Annotated in this window: 14 protein-coding genes and 2 pseudogenes; 5 read left to right on the top strand and 11 right to left on the bottom strand. The window is 66.3% G+C overall.

Features of this window, described 5'->3' with window-relative positions; genetic code table 11:
• Positions 1-22: 22 nt before the first annotated feature.
• The 5 genes and pseudogenes from CLG85_RS21865 to CLG85_RS21845 form a co-directional block, all read right to left on the bottom strand.
• Entirely contained in the window at positions 23-1684 is a 1662-nt protein-coding gene (locus tag CLG85_RS21865; protein WP_235865427.1) for an alpha/beta hydrolase fold domain-containing protein, read from the bottom strand.
• Positions 1685-2114: 430 nt separating this feature from the next.
• The gene (locus CLG85_RS21860; RefSeq protein WP_217989767.1) at positions 2115-3623 is read right to left on the bottom strand and encodes a peptide MFS transporter; all 1509 of its coding nucleotides are present in this window, start codon (positions 3621-3623) and stop codon (positions 2115-2117) included.
• 388 nt (positions 3624-4011) lie between these two features.
• Positions 4012-4149: pseudogene (locus CLG85_RS21855) on the bottom strand (replication protein); the annotation flags it as partial.
• A gap of 140 nt (positions 4150-4289) precedes the next feature.
• Positions 4290-5405: a ParB N-terminal domain-containing protein gene (locus tag CLG85_RS21850; protein ID WP_224918121.1), complete on the bottom strand. Its 1116-nt coding sequence runs from the start codon at positions 5403-5405 to the stop codon at positions 4290-4292.
• The gene (locus tag CLG85_RS21845; RefSeq protein WP_095883702.1) at positions 5402-6706 is read right to left on the bottom strand and encodes an AAA family ATPase; all 1305 of its coding nucleotides are present in this window, start codon (positions 6704-6706) and stop codon (positions 5402-5404) included. The genes CLG85_RS21850 and CLG85_RS21845 overlap by 4 nt, the downstream gene beginning before the upstream one ends.
• Before the next feature lie 697 nt (positions 6707-7403).
• Between CLG85_RS21845 and CLG85_RS21840 the strand changes: the two genes are divergently transcribed.
• From CLG85_RS21840 to CLG85_RS21830, 3 genes are all read left to right on the top strand, one after another.
• Positions 7404-8084: a hypothetical protein gene (locus CLG85_RS21840; RefSeq protein WP_095883701.1), complete on the top strand. Its 681-nt coding sequence runs from the start codon at positions 7404-7406 to the stop codon at positions 8082-8084.
• Between the two features lie 174 nt (positions 8085-8258).
• Positions 8259-8708, top strand: coding sequence for a hypothetical protein (locus CLG85_RS21835; RefSeq protein WP_260350003.1), 450 nt, complete (start codon positions 8259-8261; stop codon positions 8706-8708).
• The gene (locus CLG85_RS21830; RefSeq protein WP_260350002.1) at positions 8611-10383 is read left to right on the top strand and encodes an FG-GAP-like repeat-containing protein; all 1773 of its coding nucleotides are present in this window, start codon (positions 8611-8613) and stop codon (positions 10381-10383) included. The genes CLG85_RS21835 and CLG85_RS21830 overlap by 98 nt, the downstream gene beginning before the upstream one ends.
• A gap of 126 nt (positions 10384-10509) precedes the next feature.
• Here CLG85_RS21830 and adhP read toward each other — a convergent pair whose 3' ends face one another.
• From adhP to CLG85_RS21815, 3 genes are all read right to left on the bottom strand, one after another.
• Complete coding sequence (gene adhP / locus CLG85_RS21825) at positions 10510-11538, bottom strand: alcohol dehydrogenase AdhP (protein ID WP_095883699.1); 1029 nt, start codon at positions 11536-11538, stop codon at positions 10510-10512.
• 150 nt (positions 11539-11688) lie between these two features.
• Positions 11689-13164, bottom strand: a complete 1476-nt coding sequence (locus CLG85_RS21820) for an MDR family MFS transporter (RefSeq protein WP_224918128.1) — start codon at positions 13162-13164, stop codon at positions 11689-11691.
• A gap of 146 nt (positions 13165-13310) precedes the next feature.
• Positions 13311-14999 carry an aspartate-alanine antiporter-like transporter gene (locus tag CLG85_RS21815; protein WP_095882565.1) on the bottom strand — a complete coding sequence of 563 codons (1689 nt, stop codon included), beginning with the start codon at positions 14997-14999 and terminating at the stop codon, positions 13311-13313.
• Between the two features lie 348 nt (positions 15000-15347).
• Here CLG85_RS21815 and CLG85_RS21810 point away from each other — a divergent pair.
• Positions 15348-16451, top strand: a pseudogene (locus CLG85_RS21810) (IS256 family transposase); the annotation flags it as partial.
• Positions 16452-16715: 264 nt separating this feature from the next.
• Here CLG85_RS21810 and CLG85_RS21805 read toward each other — a convergent pair.
• Entirely contained in the window at positions 16716-17750 is a 1035-nt protein-coding gene (locus CLG85_RS21805; protein ID WP_095882566.1) for an IS110 family RNA-guided transposase, read from the bottom strand.
• Between CLG85_RS21805 and CLG85_RS21800 the strand changes: the two genes are divergently transcribed.
• Positions 17749-17922: a hypothetical protein gene (locus CLG85_RS21800; RefSeq protein WP_176476605.1), complete on the top strand. Its 174-nt coding sequence runs from the start codon at positions 17749-17751 to the stop codon at positions 17920-17922. The two genes, CLG85_RS21805 and CLG85_RS21800, sit on opposite strands and share 2 nt — an antisense overlap.
• Before the next feature lie 243 nt (positions 17923-18165).
• On the opposite strand, the gene CLG85_RS21795 is transcribed toward CLG85_RS21800, so the two are convergent.
• Together CLG85_RS21795 and CLG85_RS21790 are read right to left on the bottom strand one after the other, a co-directional pair.
• Positions 18166-19662 carry a tyrosine-type recombinase/integrase gene (locus CLG85_RS21795; protein ID WP_095882567.1) on the bottom strand — a complete coding sequence of 499 codons (1497 nt, stop codon included), beginning with the start codon at positions 19660-19662 and terminating at the stop codon, positions 18166-18168.
• Positions 19663-19779: 117 nt separating this feature from the next.
• Entirely contained in the window at positions 19780-19944 is a 165-nt protein-coding gene (locus tag CLG85_RS21790) for a heme oxygenase-like domain-containing protein (RefSeq protein ID WP_141244568.1), read from the bottom strand.
• Between the last annotated feature and the right edge of the window lie 921 nt (positions 19945-20865).

Genomic DNA, 20865 nt, shown 5'->3' with positions numbered 1-20865 from the left:
TCCGATGCAGGGGCCGCGCCCCCTACCCCGCCAGTGTCTTCAGCCAGGCGCTCATCTCGCGCAGCCGGTCCTCGGCGGCGCTGCCGAAGCCGATGGCGTGCAGGTAGTCGCGCACCAGCCCCTTGCCGGCATCCACCTCCACCGCGACACCGGCGGCCCGCAGCGCCTCGGCATAGGCGATGCCGCTGTCGCGCAGCGGGTCGTGCTCGGCCAACGCCAGGTAGGCGGGAGGCAGCCCCGCGTGATCGCGCGCCAGCAATGGCGAAATCAGCGGATCGCTCAGCCGCCGGGTGGTGTCGGGGCAATATTGCGCATGCGCCGACAGCAGCTGCGCCAGCGTCCAGAGCGGACCTTCGGCATATTCCGCGCAGGACGGCCGCGTGGTGTCGAAATCGCAGACCGGGTAGATCAGCAGCTGCGCCGCCAGCTTCACCCCGGCATCTCGGCAGATCAGCGTGGCGGCGGCGGCAAGGTTGGCCCCTGCCCCGTCACCGCCGATCGACAGCCGGTCCGGGTCCAGCCCCAGCACCCCGGCATGATCCCGCGCCCAGTCGAGCACCGCCGGGACCTGCTGCAGCGCCTCGGGATAGGTATGCTCGGGCGCCAAGGCGTAATCCACCGAGATCACCAGGGACCCGGACCATGCCGCGAGCCGCGCGGTGATGTTCCAATGGGTCTCGGGGCTGCCCTGGCGCCAGGCGCCGCCGTGCAGGAACACCAGTCCCGGCAGCGGCTCGGCGCCGGGAGGCCGGAACAGCCGCACCCGCACCGGGCCGCATTCGGTGTCGATCCAATGCTCCTCGTCGGTCTCCACCCCCTCCGGGCTCGGCAGTCGCAGCGAACGCGAGACGGATTCGAAATGCAGCCGCCGGGTGGCCGCGTCGCCCTCGGTCGGCAGCGTCGCCCAGGTGGCGTCCCAGGTCTCGCGGAACCGGTAGATGTCGGGATGGATGGCCCGCGCCTCGGCGATCGGCTTGGTCGAGGCCTCCTCGACCGAAAGCCCCGGCTTCATCACGAAGCGCAACAGCATGTCCCCGACATGCCGGCGCAACTGCTGCTGGCCCTTGGGCTCGAAGAGCGAGCCGCCGAAGAGGCTGGAAAAGGTCGCCCGGTTGGCGACGTTGAAGATCGCCAGCGCCGAGATATGCCAATGCAGCTCGAGCGCGGTGAGCCCGCGGCGAAACAGCCCCTCGGCGCAGCCGCGCTGGTAGATTTCGTCGAGCAGCCGGATCGCCGAGATGTTCTGGCCCGACAGGTCGCCCGCCTTCTGCATGTGACGCGCATTGTGCATGTTCTCGACCATCACCAGCCGCACGAAATCCGCGTGCGAGGCATGGTGGTCGAAGGTGAATTCCGCCAGCCGCCGCAGCGCCTCGACCGGGTGCAGGCTTGCCAACTCCAGATCGTCCTCGGCGGCCCGCATCTGGGCATAGGCATCCTCCAGCACCGCGCGGTAGAGCCCTTCCTTGTCGCCGAAGTAATAGTAGATCATCCGCTTCGAGGTCTCGGTCCCCGCCGCGATGTCATCTATCTTCGCCCCGATCAGACCGTGCGCCACAAAGGCCTTGCGGGCCACCTCGAGGATGTTCGCCCGCACCGCTTCGGGATTCTGCTTCCAGTGGCGACGTGCCGTCCCATTGCCGTCGGATGCCGGACCGGAATTCATCACGATGCTCTCCTCCATGTAATTACTCCGCTCGAAATCGTCGGGACTCGCAGCAGCCGCCCGCCCCGCCCCGGCACAAATCCCGAGACACGCCGATACTGACGCCTGTGACACCGTTCCCGTACCCGCGCCGCAGCGCGCCAAAAAAATCAGTTCAATTAAACGTATCGTTCAAAATGATCACGGCCTTCGGGCGAGGACTCATGGCCAAAACCAGCGCAAATCCCGCCCTATGTCCTGTGACACACCCCACGGTATAGTGATTTGCGCGCCACGTCACGACCGGAGGTGCCCTCGGCCTGTCAAAGGAACCTCAGCGAACATTGTTGCGCCGCCAAACCCGCAGGATTTGTTCAACGCCGCCCGAGACTTGGGCACCACGGCGACGGAGGCGCCGGAATACGGCGCCTTTCCGCTCCCGGCCTTTCTCCTTGACTGGTCCCCTGCCCTATTGGACCGGGCGCTGTTCTTCCTCGACCGGGGGCTTGCCGGACAGCGCCCAGCGGCTCAGCGGCCAAGACAGCGCGATCAGCACGAGCCCGGCGATCGCGCTGCCGAAGAACAGTTGGTTGAACAGCCCCGGCAGCGCCGAGGGGGTCTCGGTGTCCATGCCCGCCGCGAGCAGCCCTGCAAGCAGGTTGCCGAGCGAGGCGGCGAGGAACCAGAAGCCCATCATCTGGCTAACAAAGCGCTCGGGTGCGAGCCGCGAGAAGGTCGACAGGCCCACCGGGCTGAGCAGCAGCTCGGCGCAGGTGTGGATGAAGAAGGTGCAGATCAGGAACAGCGCCGAGACCTTCGCTCCGGTCATCGCGATCTGCGCCGCCGGCACGAGGATCCAGAAGCCGAGGCCCACCAGCACAAGCGCCAGCCCGAACTTGACGAAGACCGAGATCTCCCAGCCCCGGTCCTGCGCCCGCGTCCAGAACCAGGCGAAGAGCGGGGTCAGCAGGATGATGAAGGCCGGGTTGAGGTTCTGGAACCACGAGGCCGGTACCTGGAAGCCCATGAGGTCGCGGCTGGTCAGCTCGGCGGCGAAGATCGACAGTGACGAGCCCGCCTGCTCGAAGCGCGACCAGAAGACCGCCGCGGCGACGAAGAGCACGGCGAGCACGATCATCCGCTTCTTCTCGTCCTTCGACAGGTCCCCGGCGATGTAGATATTGAGGAAGAACCCCACGGCGACGGTCACGATCAGCACGCCGGTCGCCTGCGCCACCCCTGCCGCGCTGGTCACCTCGATCACCCCGGTGCCGATCAGCAGCGCCAGGATCACCACCACCGCGCCGGTGATCCCGAGGCTCACCCTGCGGTCGCGCCGATGCGTTGCCGCGTCCACCACCTTGGGCGGCGGTCGCTCGCCCTTGCCGCGCAACGAGCGCTGACCGGCGTAGAAAAAGTTGAGCAGCCCGACGGCCATGGCCACTGCCGCCGCGCCGAAGCCCCAGTGCCAGCCCCAGACTTCGCCGAGATAACCCGCGACGAAGCCGCCGAGGATCGCCCCGAGGTTGATGCCCATGTAGAAGAACGAAAAGCCCGCGTCGCGCCCGCCGACATCCTCCTTGGGATAGAGCTCGCCGACCATGGTCGAGATATTGGGCTTCAGCAGCCCCGTCCCCACCGCGATGCAACAGAGCCCCGCAAGGAAGATCGCGGCCATCGATCCCGAGATCGCCAGCAGGATGTGCCCGAGGATGATCACCGCACCGCCAACGGCCACCGCCTTGCGCGCGCCCCAGAAGCGGTCGGCCACCCAGCCTCCGGGCAGCGCGAGGATGTAGACCGCCGCCGTGTAGATGCCGTAGATCGCCACCGCCTCCGAGGTCTCCAGCCCCATCCCGCCGGTCTCCACCGCGTCGACGAGGTACAGCACGAGGATGGCCCGCATGCCGTAGTAGCTGAAACGTTCCCACATCTCGACGAGAAAGAGCGCGGGCAATCCGGCGGGGTATCTGGACAATCTGGACATCAAAAGCCTTCGGTGCAGTCAATCTCCCATTAATACCGCGATTTTCACTTGAGCGGGAAAGATTTGGCAGGTGTTCGCGTATGGCGAGCGGCGGCTTGCCGACCGGGCGCCCGGAGCTGTGGCTATTCTTTACATAATACTGAGATGATCTAACCGCCGAACCGCGCTGTCCCCGCGGGGACAGGGGCGGAAACACCGGGCGATGCGCACGTCGCAGGGCTGTCCCCGCGGGGACAGTGGGCGGCGGTGCGTGCTGAAAGCCGGGGGTGTCCCCGCGGGGACAGGCGAATTTCAGGGCCTGCAGACCGGACGTCGGGCAAGAAAAAACCCCTGTCCCCGCGGGGACAGGGGCTGAACCCTGACGGCGATCTGCCGGGCATCAGTCGCCGAGCGCGGCCATGAAGGCCGCGACCGCCGCCTCGAGCCGGTGGCGGTCAATACTGGAGAAGTCGCGCTCCATTGCCAGTTCGACCCTGCCATCACGCGCTGCGCAGCGGACTGTCCCCGCGGGGACAGAGGGCAGCGGACCGTGCTGAAAGCCGGAGGTGTCCCCGCGGGGACAGGCGAATTCCAGGGCCTGCAGACCGGACGGCGGGCAAGAAAACCAACTGTCCCCGCGGGGACAGGGGCTGAACCCTGACGGCGATCTGCCGGGCGTCAGTCGTCGAGCGCCGCCATGAAGGCCGCGACCGCCGCCTCGAGCCGGTGGCGGTCGATGCTGGAGAAGTCGCGCTCCATCGCCAGTTCGACCCTGCCGTCACGCGCCGCGCAGCGGACCGTCCCCGCGGGGACAGTGCAGCGCAGCGTGGTCTTGGCGGCGGCATTGGCCGAGGTGCCCTTGGGTTTCGGGCCGGCCTTGGGCGCGCTCTTCAGCGCGTCGGCGAGACGGGCGACCTCGTAGTCGGACGAGACCTCGCCCTGCCCCGAAAGCATCTCGCGCAGGCCGTCGGTGAAACCCTCCTCGTCGCCCATGCGCTTGACCAGGTCGAGGCCGAGCTTGCGCGGGATCGCCTCGGCGTGGGTCAGCTCGTCGCCCAGTTCCTCGAGCAGCGTGGCGAAATGGCGGATGTAGCTGCGCTTCTGCCGGCCGGCCGAGGCATAGAGAAGGGTGATCGCCTCTTCGATGTCGGTGGTCTCGGTGTTGGGATCGCGCGCGAAGCTGAGCGCCAGCTGCGCCATCTCGGCGAAGGAGATGCCCCGGCGCACGAGGTTCTCGTCGACCATCTTGCGGTAGAGACCGACCAGCGCTTCGCCCGAGGCGACCAGCCCCGCGGGGATGCGGGCATAGGCCTCGTCGCCGGTCTCAGCATAGAGCTCGCGATAGGCCGAGAGGCGGCGGAAGCCCTGCACCAGCTCGTAATGGTCGCCCACCGGCTCGACCCGGATCGGGTTCGACAGGCCCACCTCGCGGATCGAGGCCTTGAGCTCCTCGATCTCGGGGTCGGGCCCGGCGGCGCGGTCGCGGGTCAGCTTGGTGGTCAGCACCGCGTCGATCGGTACGAGATCGGTGATCAGCCCGGCGCGCTTCAGCCGGACGTAGTCATGCGCCAGCCGGTCGTTCTCTTCGCGGATGGCGCGTTCGGCCTCGGCCCGGTCGCGCAGCGCCTCGGCGTTTTCCGAGATCGCCGCCGCCATCGGTCCCCGCCGGGACGCGCCCGGCTTGGCCCGGCCGCCGCCGGTGTAATAGCCCTCGGGGCCCCGCGGGAACTCTTCCTCCGCCGGCGCTTCCGTCCCCGCGGGGAAGTCGATGTCGAAACCGCGTCGCTTGCTCATGCCTCATCCTCCAGCTTGTCCCAGGCCGCCTGGACATGGGTGCGGAATTCCTCGTAGGCGCGGTCGAAGGAGGCGCGCGCCCGGCGCCAGGTTTCCCGCGTCATTTCGCGGTAGTCGATCTCGTAGATCGAGCTAAGGAAGCGCCCGGACTGTTCGACCGCGCGGGTCATCTCGATCGGGTGCTCGGTCATTCTTTCATCCCAGACCTTCTGGAAGGCTTGACGCATCGCGCGGTGCAGCTCGTTGCCGGTCTCGTAGCGGGTGAGCAGGAAGCGGACGTCGAGAAACGCCTTCGGCAGGGTGAGTGTCCCCGCGGGGACAACGCCTTCGAAGCCCGACAGATCGCCGAGCGCCTCGGAGAGCTGGCCGATGAAGGAGGTGGTCGAGTCGTACTCCCAGTAGCCCGGCCCCGAGGGGATGTAGAGCATGTCGGCGGCGAAGACCGCGTTCATGCTTTGGTACCCGATCGCCGGAGGGCAGTCGAAGATCACCAGGTCGTAGGCATCGGGCGGCAGGCTGTCGAGGTAGCGGCTGACCGCGGCGAAGAAGGACCACTCGGGGTTCAGGTGCCGGTACTGAGCGCTGGCGAACTCGACGAAGGCCGCGTTGGCGCAGCTCGGGATGATGTCGATGGTCGGCCAGGAGGTCGGCTTGATGAAATCGGCGGCGCGCAGGTCGCGCAGCCCCATGGAGGTGATCGCCTCGGGCAGCTTGCGTTGGGGCAGGGCGGAGCCGCTCTCGGCGCCGCGGGTGGCGGCGTTCATCCGCTCGGTCTCGCGGATCAGATCGCGGGCCATGATGCCCCAGACGGTGTATTCCTCGGTGACGTCCGAAAGGCCCATGGAATGGCTGAGCGTCGCCTGCGGATCGAAGTCGACGCAGAGCACCCGGTAGCCGTCAAGCGCCGCGGCATGGGCGAAGTGCAGCGCCACGGTGGACTTGCCGGCGCCGCCCTTGAAGTTGGAGATGGCGACGCGGAAGGCGCGCTTGCCCGCGGGGCGGTAGGGCATCAGGCTCTTGCGGTTGACCTTCAGCTTGCGGCGGATCTCGTTGATCTCTTCCAGCGAGTACCAGCGCTGGCGCCCGTCCTCCTCGACCAGCCCCTGCGGCAGGTGCGGGTCGGCGGCCATGCGTCCCCGCAGGGTCGACTGGTTCACCTGCAGGATCAGCTCGGCCACCTCCCAGCTCGAGAAGCGGCGCAGCGTCTTCTCCATCTCGGGCGAGAAGGTCTGCTGCCGGATCCATCCCTGCATCTTCAGCGACTGCGCCTGCAGCCGCGCAAGGTCTTCATGTGTAAACATCCTGCCTCCTGTCCCCGCGGGGACACCCTATAGTGTCGCGCCACTGCGGGCGCTTTGCCTCTGTCCCCGCGGGGACACTCTGCCGTCTCTGTCCCCGCGGGGACACCCACTCGGCTTCTGCCCGGGGCCGCCTCTCCGGAAGCGCGCTGTCTCCGCGGGGACAGGCTTTCCGAAAACGCGGGACGCTAATTTCCGATGGGCTGGAATTTACGCCGAATTTGCAATCAAGGCAAAAGCTAATACTCTGGAAACGCGGGATCCGCCAAATTGCGTGGCTTTCCGGTCCACCTCCCGCGCAGCGCCAGTGCCAGAAGGGCGAAGAGCGAGTCGCAAGGGTCGGATCCGATTCGGGAAATCCGCCGCGGTCTTGGGCCCGGAGGACCGAATAATGGGGGACACGATCTGGACCCCCGCTACATATTGGGGGACATTTTTGCCTCAATAGGTGACATCCTGTATGTCCCCCCATACCAGAATACCCATTTTTCCATTCGGAAATGGGAGGGTGGACAGAACCGAACGCCCCCACCGCTTGACAGAATCGAGAAACCGGACGCAAATAGCACAAGGTCGGGAAAGAGCGTTGGGTTTGATCAAAATCGCACTCGCTCTTCTCCGATATCGATGCACCGGGCCAGCAGAGCTCGGATCCACAGAGGCACCGCAGACAGGCGGGGACAGAGCGAGGGGCAGCACCATGCTTGCCACGAAGGCGGTCGGGCGCAATGCCTCGGCCCTGAAATATGACCTGCTTACCGTGATGGGAGCCTTTGCGCTGGCGCAGGAGAAGGGCCGGCAGGTGCTGGTGCTGCGGCTGATGACGCTGATCACCGCCCGCTACAACTGGGCGCGGGATGAGCTGGCGGTCGGCCAGCGCGAGATCGCCCGGCTCTGGATGGTCGACGAGCGCACGGTGAAGCGCGAGATGGCCAAGCTGCGTGCCATGGGCTGGCTGCGGGTCAAGCGGCAGGGGGCGCGGGGCCGGGTCAGCGAGTATTCCCTCGCCATCGAGCGCATCCTCGAGGACAGCCGTGATCGCTGGGGTGACGTCGGGCCGGACTTCGAACAGCGGCTTTCGGGCAGCGAGGCGGACGAGAAAATCGTGCCTCTCCCGATCAAGGGAAAAATTCCCACGCCGGACCTGACGGACGCCTCCGACTGGGGCCTGGCCAAGGCGATCTTGCACGAGGAGGATCCGGCGCTTTATGCCGCCTGGTTCGCCGCGCTTGAGCGGCGCGAGAGGGCAGGGGGGCGGCTGGTGCTGGGCGCGCCGACCCGCTTCCACGCGAGCTACGTGGCCAGCCACCTCGGGGCGCGGCTGCTGAACGTGTGTCGCGGCGTCGACGCGGGGATCGACGAGGTGCAGGTCATCGCCTGACGTATCGGCCCGACCTGCCCGTTCGACAGGGGCTCCGAGGTCCGCGTCCGTTCGAAAAACCTGCGCAAAGAACCGCCGATTCACAGGCCGCGGTTGACGCATTCGCTCCCGCAGAGCACTCTGGTCGGGCATTTAATTTCCGCATTATAAAAATCTACATTTCGGAGGCAGATTATGCCCACGACACAGTCACCGCCGTCGCTTGGCGGCTTTCCCGAGGTCGACTTCGCGGCTAGCTTGTTTCCCGGCCTGACAGAGGCCGAAAATCTTAGCATTGCCAGTGGGTTCTCGGTCGTTTCCAATCCACATGCCTCTGCTGGAAGCTACCTTCAGGCCACCGCCGCGACTTCCCGCGCGGGCGGCGTTTTCGAAGGCCCTGTCGGCCTTTACGATATCAACCTTAGCTATTTCGACGAGACCGACGGCGTCTCCTACATGGAGGTGCTGGTGAACGGCGCGTTGGTTGCGGCCTTTGATTGGGACGCGACCGGGGGGGGATGCCATCGTCACCAAGGCCTCGGCGGCCGTGACCTCGATCGCCGGGCTGGTGCTGGCGCCGGGCGACGTGATCGAGCTGCGCGGCATGGCGGACGGCGGCGAGCCGCTGCGCACCGATGCGATTGAGATCCTCGCCAGCGCCACGCCGGCGGTCGGCGAGAGTTTTGTCATCGAGGCCGAGGACCTGCAGATCCTGTCCGGCTTCGGCATCGGCAACAACGGCGCCGCCTCGGGCGATCAGACCCTGCAGCACACGGGCGGGGGCACCGCGCGGGCGAGCTACACCGTGCAGCAGGCGGGGAGTTTCGATCTTGCCATCGGCTATTTCGACGAGACCGACGGCGCCTCCTGGATGCAGGTGCTGGTCAATGGCGCCGTCGTGGCGGAGTGGGACTGGGATGCGAGCACCGGCGCGGCCATCGCCAGCACTGCCAGCCGCGCCAGCGAGGTGATCGCAGGGCTCGACCTGGCGGTCGGTGACGTGATCGAGCTGCGCGGCGAAGGCGACGGCGGCGAGCCGCTGCGGGTCGACTACCTGGAGTTCACCGCAGTCGAGGGCGGCTCGGGCGGGCCAACCCCGCCGCAGGGGAGGCTGGATCTTTGGTACATGCGAGGCGGCGAGGTCTATGTCGCGCTCAATGACGGCAGTGGCGCCTTCACCGAGGTCGATACCGGTCTCGCGGCTGGCGGCTCGCTGCGCGCCGTGGACATGGACGGCGACGGCGATCTCGATTTCCTGCGCGTCGAAGTGGTCGACCCGTTCCCGCTGCCCGACCCTGACACTTACACCGACGATTTCGAATTTGTGTTCGAGACCACGGTCTACGAGAACGACGGCAGCGGCGGCTTCAGCGTCGTGGCCACCGACACCAGCAGCTACTGGACCGGGGTCTATGGCTGGCCCGCCGAGGATGTCGACCGGGCCTGGCAGATCCTAGAGGTCGGCGAGGCCGGTGACATCGATGGCGATGGCGACGTGGATTTCGTCGGGGCGTCGTGGCTCGGCAACGAGCTGCTGCTCTTCGACAACAACGGCGACGACAGCTTCAGCCTGTCGGTGCTGCCGGTCCCGTCGGAGTATCTCTTCGGTGGCGAACTCAGCCCGGGCGGCAACTACATCCGGCTGGCCGACATGAATGACGACGGGCTGCTCGACCTCCTGCTCAGCGTTGCCTGGGAGACCAGCTCGACGCAGGTGATGATCAACGACGGTGCCGGGGGTTTCGACTGGGTCGGCAGGTATGGCGGCAGCGACGACGGCAACAGCACCGAGATTCCGGCCGATCTCGACGGGGACGGCGATCTTGACGTGCTCTACGTGGCGATCAGCGACGGCGGCGGCATCAACACCTATATCAACGACGGGACTGGGGCGAGCGACGGCTACGGACCGTGGTTCCCCAGGGGCGAGCTGAACGGCATCGGCGGTTTGGAGATCGCCGATTTCGACGGGGATGGCGCGCTGGAGATGGTCAATGCCAGCATCCAGAACAGCTCCGAGGATCTCGACCCCGGGCTGCGGGTGTTCGAGTTCCCGGTCGAGGACGGGTTGATCGACATCGTGGTCGACAAGCTCGATCCGAGCATCGTCGGGCAGATCACGGCGCAGGGGGATTTCGACGGCGATGGCGACATCGACCTGATCCTCAGCGCCAGCGGCACCCCGATCGGCGCGGCGCCCTATCTGCTGCTCAACGACGGGAACGCCAATTTCACCGCCGTTCCGACCGGCCTGGCGGACAGCGACGAAACCTATGGCTGGGCACGGGCGGGCGAGTTCGGAGATCTTCTCGTCGCCTGATCCTCTACCGAAACCAGATGCGGGGGCCCGGTTGCGGAACCGGGACCACGCGGGGACGGGGGCACCGCACCCCCGGGAACCGGTCGCGCCATGGCGCGGCCGGTATCTGTTTGCGGGGCAGGGGGCTCAGATCTCGAGCACGATCCGCCCGTCGATCTTGCCGGCACGCATGGTGTCGAAGATGGCGTTGATGTTCTCGAGCTTGTCCCAGCTGAAGTGCGAGGCGACCTTGCCCGCCCCGGCGAAGGCCAGCGCCTCGCGCAGGTCATTGCGGGTGCCGACGATCGAGCCGCGCACGGTGATCCTCTGCAGCACGATGTCGAAGATCGGCAGCGGGAAGTCCCCCGGCGGCAGGCCGACCAGCGCCATGAAGCCGCCGCGGCGGCACATGCGCACCGCCTGCGCGAAGGCGGCGTTCGAAACGGCGGTGACCAGAACCCCATGCGCGCCTCCGACCAGCTTGTGCACCTCCTGCGCCACGTCCACCTCGGCGGCGTTGAGCGCGATCTCGGCGCCCATCTGCCGGGCCAGAGCCAGCTTGTCCTCGGCGATGTCGACGGCGATCACCCGCAGCCCCATGGCCACGGCATATTGCACCGCCATGTGGCCGAGCCCGCCGATGCCGGAGATGGCCACCCAGTCACCGGGTTTCGCCTCGGTCTCTTTCAGCCCCTTGTAGACGGTGACCCCGGCGCAGAGCACCGGCGCGGCGGGGCCCCAGTCGAGCCCGTCGGGCAGCATGCCGACGAAATTGGCATCGGCGAGGACGAACTCGGCGTAACCGCCGTCCACCGTGTAGCCGGTCATCTGCTGGTCGGGGCAGAGCGTCTCCCAGCCGCCGACGCAATGCTCGCAGCGGCCGCAGGCGGTGTGCAGCCAAGGGGCGCCGATGCGGTCGCCTTCCTTGAGGTGGGTGACCCCCGGCCCGAGCGCGGCGACCTCGCCGACCCCCTCGTGGCCGGGGATGAATGGCGCGGTGGGCTTGACCGGCCAGTCGCCCTCGGCGGCATGCAGGTCGGTGTGGCACACGCCCGAGGCGCGCACCCGCATCAGCACCTGCCCGGGGCCGACCTCGGGCACGGGGACCTCGCGGATTTCCAGCGGCTGGCCGAGCGCCGGAACGACGGCGGCCTTCATCGTCTTGGGAAGGGACATGAGCAATCTCGATTTTGGCAAAATGCAGGAGTTTTCTGCGCAGCAGGAGACCGCCCTTGCGGTGCAAAATCAAGATCGCCGTGCCGGGGCAGGCTGTTGCGGGGCAGGGGCGGCGGAGAGCCGCCGCTGCCCCGGGCTTGCGGGCCCGGCTCAGTGGCTGCCGGGCATCTGCGGCGTGGTGAGCGGCGGGCGGCGGACGAAGAAGCTGGCGCCGATCATCAGCAGCGAGATCATCCCGCCGGTGAGGAAGCCCGCGCGCACCCCGGCGGCGGTGGCATCCACCAGCTCGGCCCCGGCGGCCATCTCGGCGCCGATGCGGATCGACATGATCGAGACGAAAAGCGCGATGCCCGCCGCGCCCGCAACTTGCTGCACCGTGCCGATCACTGCAGAGCCGTAGGAGTAGAGCTCTTTGGGCAGCGAGCCGAGCGAGGAGGTGAACAGCGGGGTGAAGAGCAGCGCAAGGCCGATGCTCAGCAGCAGGTGGCAGGCGAGCACCTGCCAGACCGCGCTGCCGGTGCCGAGCAGCGACATCGAGCCGAGCCCGAGGCAGACCAGCACCGCGCCCGGGATCACCAGCCTGCGCGCGCCGATGCGGTCGAAGGTGCGCCCGACCCAGGGTGCCATGAGCCCCATGGCGAGCCCGCCCGGAAGCAGCAGGAGACCGGCCTCGAGAGGCTCCATCCCCAGCACGTTCTGCATGTAGATCGGCAAGAGGATGATCATCCCGAAGAGCGACATCATGCAGAAGGCCATCATCACCACGGCGACGCTGAACACCCGCACCCGGAAGGTGCGCAGGTCGAGCAGCGCCCGGCCCTGCGGGGCGAGGCGGATTTGCCGGGCGATGAAGAGCGCCAGCGCCACGAAACCCACCGCCAGCGGTGCCCAGACCGGCACGGAGCCGCCGCTGCCATGGCCTTCGCCCAAGGTCGAGAGCCCGTAGACCAGCCCGCCGAAGGCCAGCGCCGAGAGTGGCACCGAGATCAGGTCGAGCGGCGCCTTGCGCGGCTCGGTGACGTTCTGCAGCCGGGCATAGCCGAGCGCCAGAGCGCCGAGCCCGATGGGCAGCACCAGCCAGAACATCCAGCGCCAGTCCAGCACGTTGAGGATGATGCCCGAGATCGTCGGCCCGATGGCCGGGGCCACCGAGATGACGATCGAGATATTGCCCATGGTCTTGCCACGGCTCTCGGGCGGCACCAGCGTCATGACCGTGGTCATCAGCAGCGGCATCATGATCGCCGTGCCGCAGGCCTGCACCACCCGGCCGAAGATCAGCATGCCGAGCCCCGGCGAAAGTGCGCAGATCAGCGTGCCGGTGCTGAAGAGCCCCATGGCCAGGGTGAAGATCGTCCGAGTGTGCAGCCTCTGCAGCAGGAAGCCGGTGATCGGGATCACCACCGCCATGGTCAGCAGGAAGGCCGTGGTCAGCCATTGCGCGGCATTGGCGGTGACGTTCAGATCCTTCATCAGCCGGGGCAGGGCGACGCCCATGATCGTCTCGTTGAGGATAACGGTGAAGGCCGAGACCAACAGCAGCAGGATGACGAGGCGGTTGCGCGCGGCGAGGTCGGGATCGGAAACGGGGTCCGGGCCACCGGCGGAAACGGGGGAGCTCTGCATGGTCATGATCTCTGAAGACAGGGGGTGCGGGGCGGAAAGCGCCGGGGCACCCTTGGGAAACCCCTGCTAGGTAGGCGGCATAGGCGGGCCATGCAAGGCGCAATCGGCGCGGGGTAGGGGGGCGGCGCGGCGCCGCCCATGCCGCCTCAGGCAAGCAGCGCCACCATCAGGCTGCCCCAGAGTGTCAGCAGCACCTGTGAGATCGGGTAGGTGGGCGCGTAGCCTAGCACCGGCAGCGGGCTCTGCGCCCGGGCCTGCACGGCGGCCATGGCGGGGGTCGCGGTCATCGCGCCTGCGAGCCCTCCGAAGAGCACCACCGGGTTCATCTTCAGCACAATGTGCCCGAAGAGCGCGCCGGCCAGCAGCGGCACCAGCGCCACCACCACCGCGAAGAGCGGCAGCAGCAGCCCGGCCGAGGCCAGCGCCGGGCCGAGATCGGGCGCCGCCTGCAGCCCGACAATGGCGATGAAGGCGGCAAGCCCCAGCGTGGTCATCAGCGCCACGGCCGCGTCGGGAATCTGGCCAAAGAGCGGGAAGCGGCTGCGCAGCCCGCCGGTGACCAGCCCCGCCAGCAGGATACCGACGCTGGCGCCGAGGCGGATCTCGATGCCGAAGACGGTGGCGTGGATCAGCGTACCGATCAGCCCGCCGAGGAAGATCATCAGCCCCAGCACCACCACGTCGGTCGCCTTGGGCGGGGTCACCTCGCGGCCGACTTGGGCGATGGTGCGGGCCAGCAGCTCGTCGGGGCCGAGGAATTTCAACACGTCGCCGCGCTCGAGCCTTATGCCCGGGGCCACCGGAAGGGCGACCCCGGCGCGGCTCAGGCTCTCGAGGTACATGCCGCGCGCCCAGTCCTGCCCGCCGAGCGTGCCGAGGGTCATGCCGATCACCTCGCCCTGGGTGACCATGACGCCGGTGGCGCGGAACGGCAGGTCCAGCAACTCGGGGTCGGCGATCTCCTCGGCGGCGCCGGCGAGCAGCTCGATCACCCCCTTGGCCTGGCCGCTTACCGCGAGGATGTCGCCGGCGTGCAGTACGGTGTCGAGATCGGGGGTGATCAGATGGCCGTCGCGGCGCAGGCGCAGCACGTGGAGGCGGTAGCTTGCGTAATCCGCCTCGGCCTCGCCGAGCCGCATACCCGCCACCGGCGAGGCCGCGGGCAGCCGGTAGGCGCGGAAGGGAAAGCGCTGGTAGCCGGGGATGACGCCGCTTCGGTCCTCGGTGATGCCGAGGCTGCGGCCGAGGTCGCGCGCCTCCTGCACGAGGTCGACGCCGAGCAGCTTCGGCCCCATGTAGCTGCAGAACCAGATCGCTGCGGTGGATCCGATGATGTAGCAGACCGCATAGCCGACGGCGACATGCGAGGTGAGCTGTTCGCGCGCGTCCTCGGGCAGCGGCAAGTGCGAGATCGCCTCGCCGGCGGCGCCGATCGCCGGGCTCTGGGTCAGCGCACCGGCCATCATCCCGGCGCCCAGCCCGGGATCGAAACCGGCGAGCCGCGCCATGATCCAGGCGATGACCAGCCCGCTGCCGCTGACCACCAGCGCCAGCAGCACCGAGGCGGTGCCGACCCGGCGCAGCGCCTGCAGGAACTGCGGCCCCGCCGAGTAGCCGACTCCGAAGAGGAAAAGGTCGAATAGCAGGTTTTTGGCGGCGCCGGGGATCGGCACCTCGCCGATCTGCCCGAGGATCAGCCCGGCAAAGAGCGCGCCCGCGACCGGACCGAAGGAGAAATCGCCGATGTGCAGCGTGCCGAAGGCATAGCCGAGCGCGATGGTGAGGAAGATGGTCAGCTCGGGCTGGCCGATCAGGAATTCTCTGAGGAAAGACATGTTTGAAATCCCGCCGTGTCGCTGGGGAAGCAAATCAATGTGCCGTGTCAAATCACGGCAATCCTCGGCAAGACGGCGGCGGGCTGCAACGGAAATCTGGGGCTTCGGCGGCGGAACGCCCGGTGCGGAGGGGCCGGGGTCAGTAGGGCTGCAGCCAGCTGCAGCGGGCGCGCCAGATCTCGCGCCATTGCGCTGCGCTCTCGCGGCTCGAGGGGTGTCGCCTGAGGTTAGTGTCCGAGGAGCTGGTGTAATTTCGACGCCGCTGACGGTGTGATCCCGGGTGGCCATCGAGGTGTAGGATTGAGGTGGAGTTTCGACGCTTCAACCCCAAGCCATACGGAGACCCCGATGACCAAGACCAACATGGACCTGTCCGAGCTGCTGTCCAAACACGATCAGGGTGACTTCCTGCGCACGATCGCCGAGGCCGTTCTGCAACTGATCATGGAAACCGACGTCGAGGGCCTGATCGGTGCCGGGCGTCATGAGCGCAGCGGTGAACGCACGACCTGGCGGAACGGCTACCGCGATCGCACCCTCGATACCCGTCTTGGCACATTGAACCTGCGGGTGCCGAAGCTGCGGCAGGGCAGCTACTTCCCGGGCTTCCTCGAGGCCCGGAAGACGTCAGAGCAAGCCTTGGTCGCTGTCATCCAGGAAGCATGGATCGGAGGCGTCTCGACCCGGCGCGTCGACGATCTGGTGCAGGCAATGGGGCTCAGCGGCATCTCCAAGAGCACGGTGTCCAAGCTCTGCAAGGACATAGACGAGCGCGTCGGCGAGTTCCTGAATCGCCCGCTCACCGGAGAGTGGCCCTATGTCTGGCTCGACGCCACATACCTGAAGGTCCGCCAGGGCGGGCGCATCGTCCCGGTCGCGGCCATAATCGCTGTCGCCGCCAACACAGAGGGGCGGCGCGAGATCATCGGCCTCGGCATCGGCCCCTCGGAAGCCGAGACCTTCTGGACGGAGTTCCTGCGGTCCCTCAAGGCCCGCGGCCTCGGTGGCGTCCGACTGGTGATCAGCGACGCGCATACCGGCCTCAGGGCCGCCATCTTGCGGGTATTCGAGGCGACCTGGCAGCGCTGTCGCGTTCACTGGATGAGGAACGCCTTGGCACATGTCTCGCGCGGCCAGCATACCGTCGTCGCCGCCGCGATCCGGCAGGCTTTCGATCAGCCCGATCGCTCCCATGCCGGCGAGACCTGGCGCAAGGTGGCAGAGCAACTCCGCCCGCGGTGGCCCAAGCTGGCCGATCTCATGGATGCCAGCGAGCACGACGTGCTGGCCTACATGTCATTCCCTCGGCAACACCGCACCAAGTTGCACTCCACAAACCCGATTGAACGTCTGAACAAGGAGGTGAAGCGCCGCGCCGATGTTGTCGGCATCTTCCCGAACGAACCGTCGATCATGCGCCTGATCGGCGCTGTCCTGTTCGAGCAGAACGACGTGTATGGACCACCTCGTCCTTGCAAGGAGTTTTTTGCGATCATGACGATGCCGGTGCTTGCAGTCGTGTATCCGGCCTGTTTGTACGACGTTGCCGTCGCTGGCCTTGATGGTTTCCGCGGTTCGACGGCCAGACAAATGGACGAGCTCACGCAGGCTCGCATCATTTCAAGGACCTTTGCCGAACCCCGGTTGCCCGGGTCTGCCATCATCGCATGTTTCCCTCGCAAGCCAGCGCCGCCGTGCGAGCGGCGCTGATCCCTGTCAGGCGGCGGCCATGAATATCGCCGGAGGCCTGTAGGCCTCTTCACGCCGGATCATGGCCCAGAGCGCCCGCGCAGTCTTGTGCGCAACGGCCACCGAGGCGACATTGACCGGGCGCCTCCCGATCAGTGCCTGCAGCCAGGGCCGCGGTTTCACGCCGCGCCTGAAACTGGTGCCGACCAGCGCCCGCGCGCCATGGATCAGCAGCGTTCGGAGATAGCGGTCCCCGCCTTTGCTGATCCGCCCGATATGTTCCCGGCTTCCGCTCGCGGAAATGCGCGGCGTGAGGCCGAGCCAGGCAGCGAAATGGCGCGCGGAGGCGAATTGCGACGCATCTCCCACTGCCGCGATCAGCGCTGTCGCCGTGAGCGGCCCGACCCCGGGCGCAGTGGCCAGACGCTGGCTTGCCTCGCTGGTTTTGTGCCAGGCAAGGATGTCCCGGTCGACAGCGTCGAGCTTCTTCGTCAGATCATCGAGATGTTCGAACAGGACATCGAGCGCAGCCCTGGCTTCCCGCGGCAGCACATCTTCGGTCGCAGCCTCCATGTCCCGGCGCAGGGTCGCGATCCGGCACATGCCCTTGGGTGCGGTGATGCCGAACTCGCTGAGCAGCCCGCGCGCTGCATTCACGCTGGCAGTCCGCTGTCGGACCACGAGTGACCTGACGCGATGCAGGGTCAGCAGTCCCTGACTTTCCCTGGACTTGACCGGGACAAAGCGCATGTTGGGCCGTCCTACCGCCTCGCAGATCGCCTCCGCGTCGGCGGCATCGGTCTTGTTCCGCTTCACATAGGGCTTTGCGTATTGGGGAGGGATCAGGCGAACCTCGTGGCCGAGGGCCAGCAGCTCCCGCGCCCAGTGATGGGCGCTCGAGCAGGCTTCCATGCCAACAAGGCAGGCTGGCAGGCTTCCGAAAAAGGCGAGCAGCTCGCCGCGCCGGACACGGCGCTTCAGCACAGAATTTCCGCGGGCATCAACCCCGTGGATCTGGAAAATGGACTTGGCGAGATCGAGGCCGATGGTCGTGACGGACATGGCAAGCTCCTGGTTGACGGCAAGTACCAGCCTACATCGCGGCGAGGTCGACGAGGTGGTCCATGCCATCAAATGGCAGACGGCAAGTCGCTACATGATGGTCGAGGCCTTCGCCCAGATCGACAAGGAGGAGATCGACCCCATTCTCAGCATCACAACGAAAGTCGCCTGATCATGCCCTCAGGCCATCCGGGAAATTACACCAGCTTGACGGACGCGACCCGCCTGAGCGTGGCGCGGCACAGCGCAGCGGCGGTGCGCAGCGCGCCCCAGAGCCAGGTCAGCGCGACACCCAGCGGCACCAGAGCCGGTGGTCAGTTGTTGTGATTCAGCGACACACCCGCATTCGACTTGTCCGTCGCCAATCGGGTCCACCAGATGCCGAGACTGCATACCTAGCGGCATGTTGGCATCGTCAATCTGCTTGGAATCTGGCGAATAGCTGGATGACCTCTTGGCTTCCCCGCGCAAACGCCTGTTTGGGATGCGAACTTTTGCTTTCAACCCGCGCGTAGTCGCGCCAATCCTCGCGCTGGAACGAATGCCACAAGTGTTCGAGGTCAGAGCGTTTTTCGACTGCCAAGGCTCGATGGGCTTGGCTCAGGGGGCTGAAGCGCGTGCGAACTTGTTCCTCTCGATATTGTTCCGAGAGATGCCCATAGGTGTTGCTGACCGTGATTGTATTCGCGTGGCCGAGTTGCTTCGCGACGACTTCAATAGAAACACCGGCTCGGACCAGATCACTCGCATAGGTGTGGCGTAGGCCATGAAAGACAAAAGCCTTGGGTAGACGCGCTTCCGAAACCGCCCGCCTGAAGAGGTTGCCGTGTTGGCGTCTCCAGACTTGTCCCATGTCGGACGTGAAGACCGGGTCCCGGTCCTGCTTGCCTTCGCAACATGACAGAAAGAATGCCATGCCCTCGTCCGGAAGAAAGACGAACCTTGCTGCGCCTCTCTTGAAGGCTCCGACCCTGATCCCGAAGCCCTGCCGACCGACATCTTCGACACGCAGCGCACCTAGTTCACCCACACGGCAGCCCGTGTAGAGCGCTGCAAGTACAAGCTTGCGGAGTGCGGGGGTACATGCCTCGAGCAATCGCCGACACTCTTCACGCGTCAGAAATATTGTGCGCGGGGAATGCGCCACCGGAATTCGATGCAGGCAGCGCCAAGGTCTCTCCGACTGGATGCGGCTGCTGTCCCACGCGTGCCGAAAGGCCATACGCAAGATGCTGAGCAGCGAGTTGAAAGTCCTCTTCCTTCTGCGCAGCACATCGACGGACAGGTCCTGCACCTCCTGGCGCGAGGAGTAGGGCATGAAGCCGAAACGCGGCGGCGTCTCGATCACCTGCTTGGCAAGCGCCAAGACGTCGGTCGCGTCGAAGTCTTCGAGGGGAAGATGCGCGAAGCCCGGAATCAGATGGTGGTTGATCAGAACAAGGTTGTTGTAGTGGCCGCCGGGAGAGCGCGCCAGGCGGGTCCAATCCGTGTAGTCGCGCAGCGCGTGACCGACGGTGTAGGTATCACCGATAGGACAAATGCTGATTTCTCGGGTCCTGCCGATCGGCTTCGGCTCATTCGAGATCTTCTGCATATCAGCCTGCGCAAACCAGGCGAAGGCGCGCTCCAGGGCGAGATTGAAGGGGACTTGCCCGCGTCCAACATTCAGGGCAGGGCCCAAGCACTTCTGGATATACCGTTTGTCCTTGGTCAGTATGCGGGCAGTCCAGTTGCAGATGCGCTCGTCGGGTCGATGAATGCCGAGGTGCCTGCACCGGAGAAGAGAATGCCAATAAGGTGTCTCGCGAAACCGCAAGGCGCTGATGGCGGCTTCATCGGCAAACGGGCACGCTTCGATTGCGTCGAGTGCTGTGGGTGGAATGAGCTCGGAAGAGGTCAGCGCAGACGTCATGGCAAACCTCCTTCGTCCACCTGACTGCCAAGCGTATCCTACGCCGCATAGCGCAATCGTCGCGCAAGAAAGCGACCAAGGCTTCCCCGCGATTTGGCCGACTAGCAGACTGCCGCGCTATTTCGAGGACGGCTTGTCTTTCTCTTCGGCACGAACCCAGCCCTCGGATGCAGCTTCTTGCTCCACTCGTTCAAGGAAAAACCTTCTGGCCATTTCGGTAAGCCCGTACCGGCTGATGTAGTCGGACATCACGTCGCTCAAGGACACAGTGGTCTTCATCATGGCGCTCCTTCCTATCGGCTCAGCATATGGGCAAAAAGTTGAACAGAAGGTTAAGGCAATGCCCGCAACCTACCGCCTTCACTTTCCGAGGGTTGGAATAGCGCCGGACGTATCGTACAGAGTGCCGCATTTATTGCCTCCAACGAGCGTCGTACCTTCGTCGATAAGCACGGTCCCGACGCGAGCGTCGACCGGCGTTGTGACGGATGGCTTATTGATCCGTGCGGTCGCGTCGACATCCTGCCCCGTCCTGAGTAGGCCACATGATCTCTGATCTGTCCGTTGTGGCGAAGGACCACCTGGTCCCGCTTCGGTGGGGTCCTTTTTGGGCTCAAGGGTGTCCTGCCAGGGCGGGGCGTAAGACCCTGTCGTGGCAGGACTGGCGCTGTCCGCGCGGGAGCCGCTCTCGCGGAAGGGCCCTGCGTTGCTACAGGACTTCGAGATCCCAGTCCGAGCGCGGTGCAAGCTCCGGGGTAGGCGCCGAAATGCCGATGTCGACCGGTCCGCCATGCCGACACTGTTAGCCTGATCCACTCAGGGTCTGGGAAGGTGCTCGCCGGCTTGCGGGACTGGCCCTCAAGGCGGTCCGCGACAAGCTGGGGTGGGGAGGTTGCGCACGGGATCGCGCCGATACTCCCGGATCGCCGTTTCGGGCGCCTCGGGCGATCCTCGCCTCGGCCGCGCGTTTCCTTCGAACGGCATGCCGGCCATGATGCAGGCGTTCGCGTTGTACGGCCTGTCATTGCGGCCGTTCGCGCCGCTGGCCCGTATGGAGATGCGCGAACCGGGTCCAAATCGCGTTGGCGAGCTCGAAGCTCTATACCCTAACTCTGGATGTCCCGTTCGATCTCACTGATCATCGTCCCTGACCTGCTCCCCTGAAAAGTCCGCAGTTTGAAGTTAGCCTGTTCTCCAAACGAG

The sequence above is a fragment of the Alloyangia mangrovi genome, from assembly GCF_002300555.2.
Lineage (GTDB): Bacteria > Pseudomonadota > Alphaproteobacteria > Rhodobacterales > Rhodobacteraceae > Salipiger > Salipiger mangrovi.
This window is presented reverse-complemented; position numbering and strand designations above follow the sequence as displayed.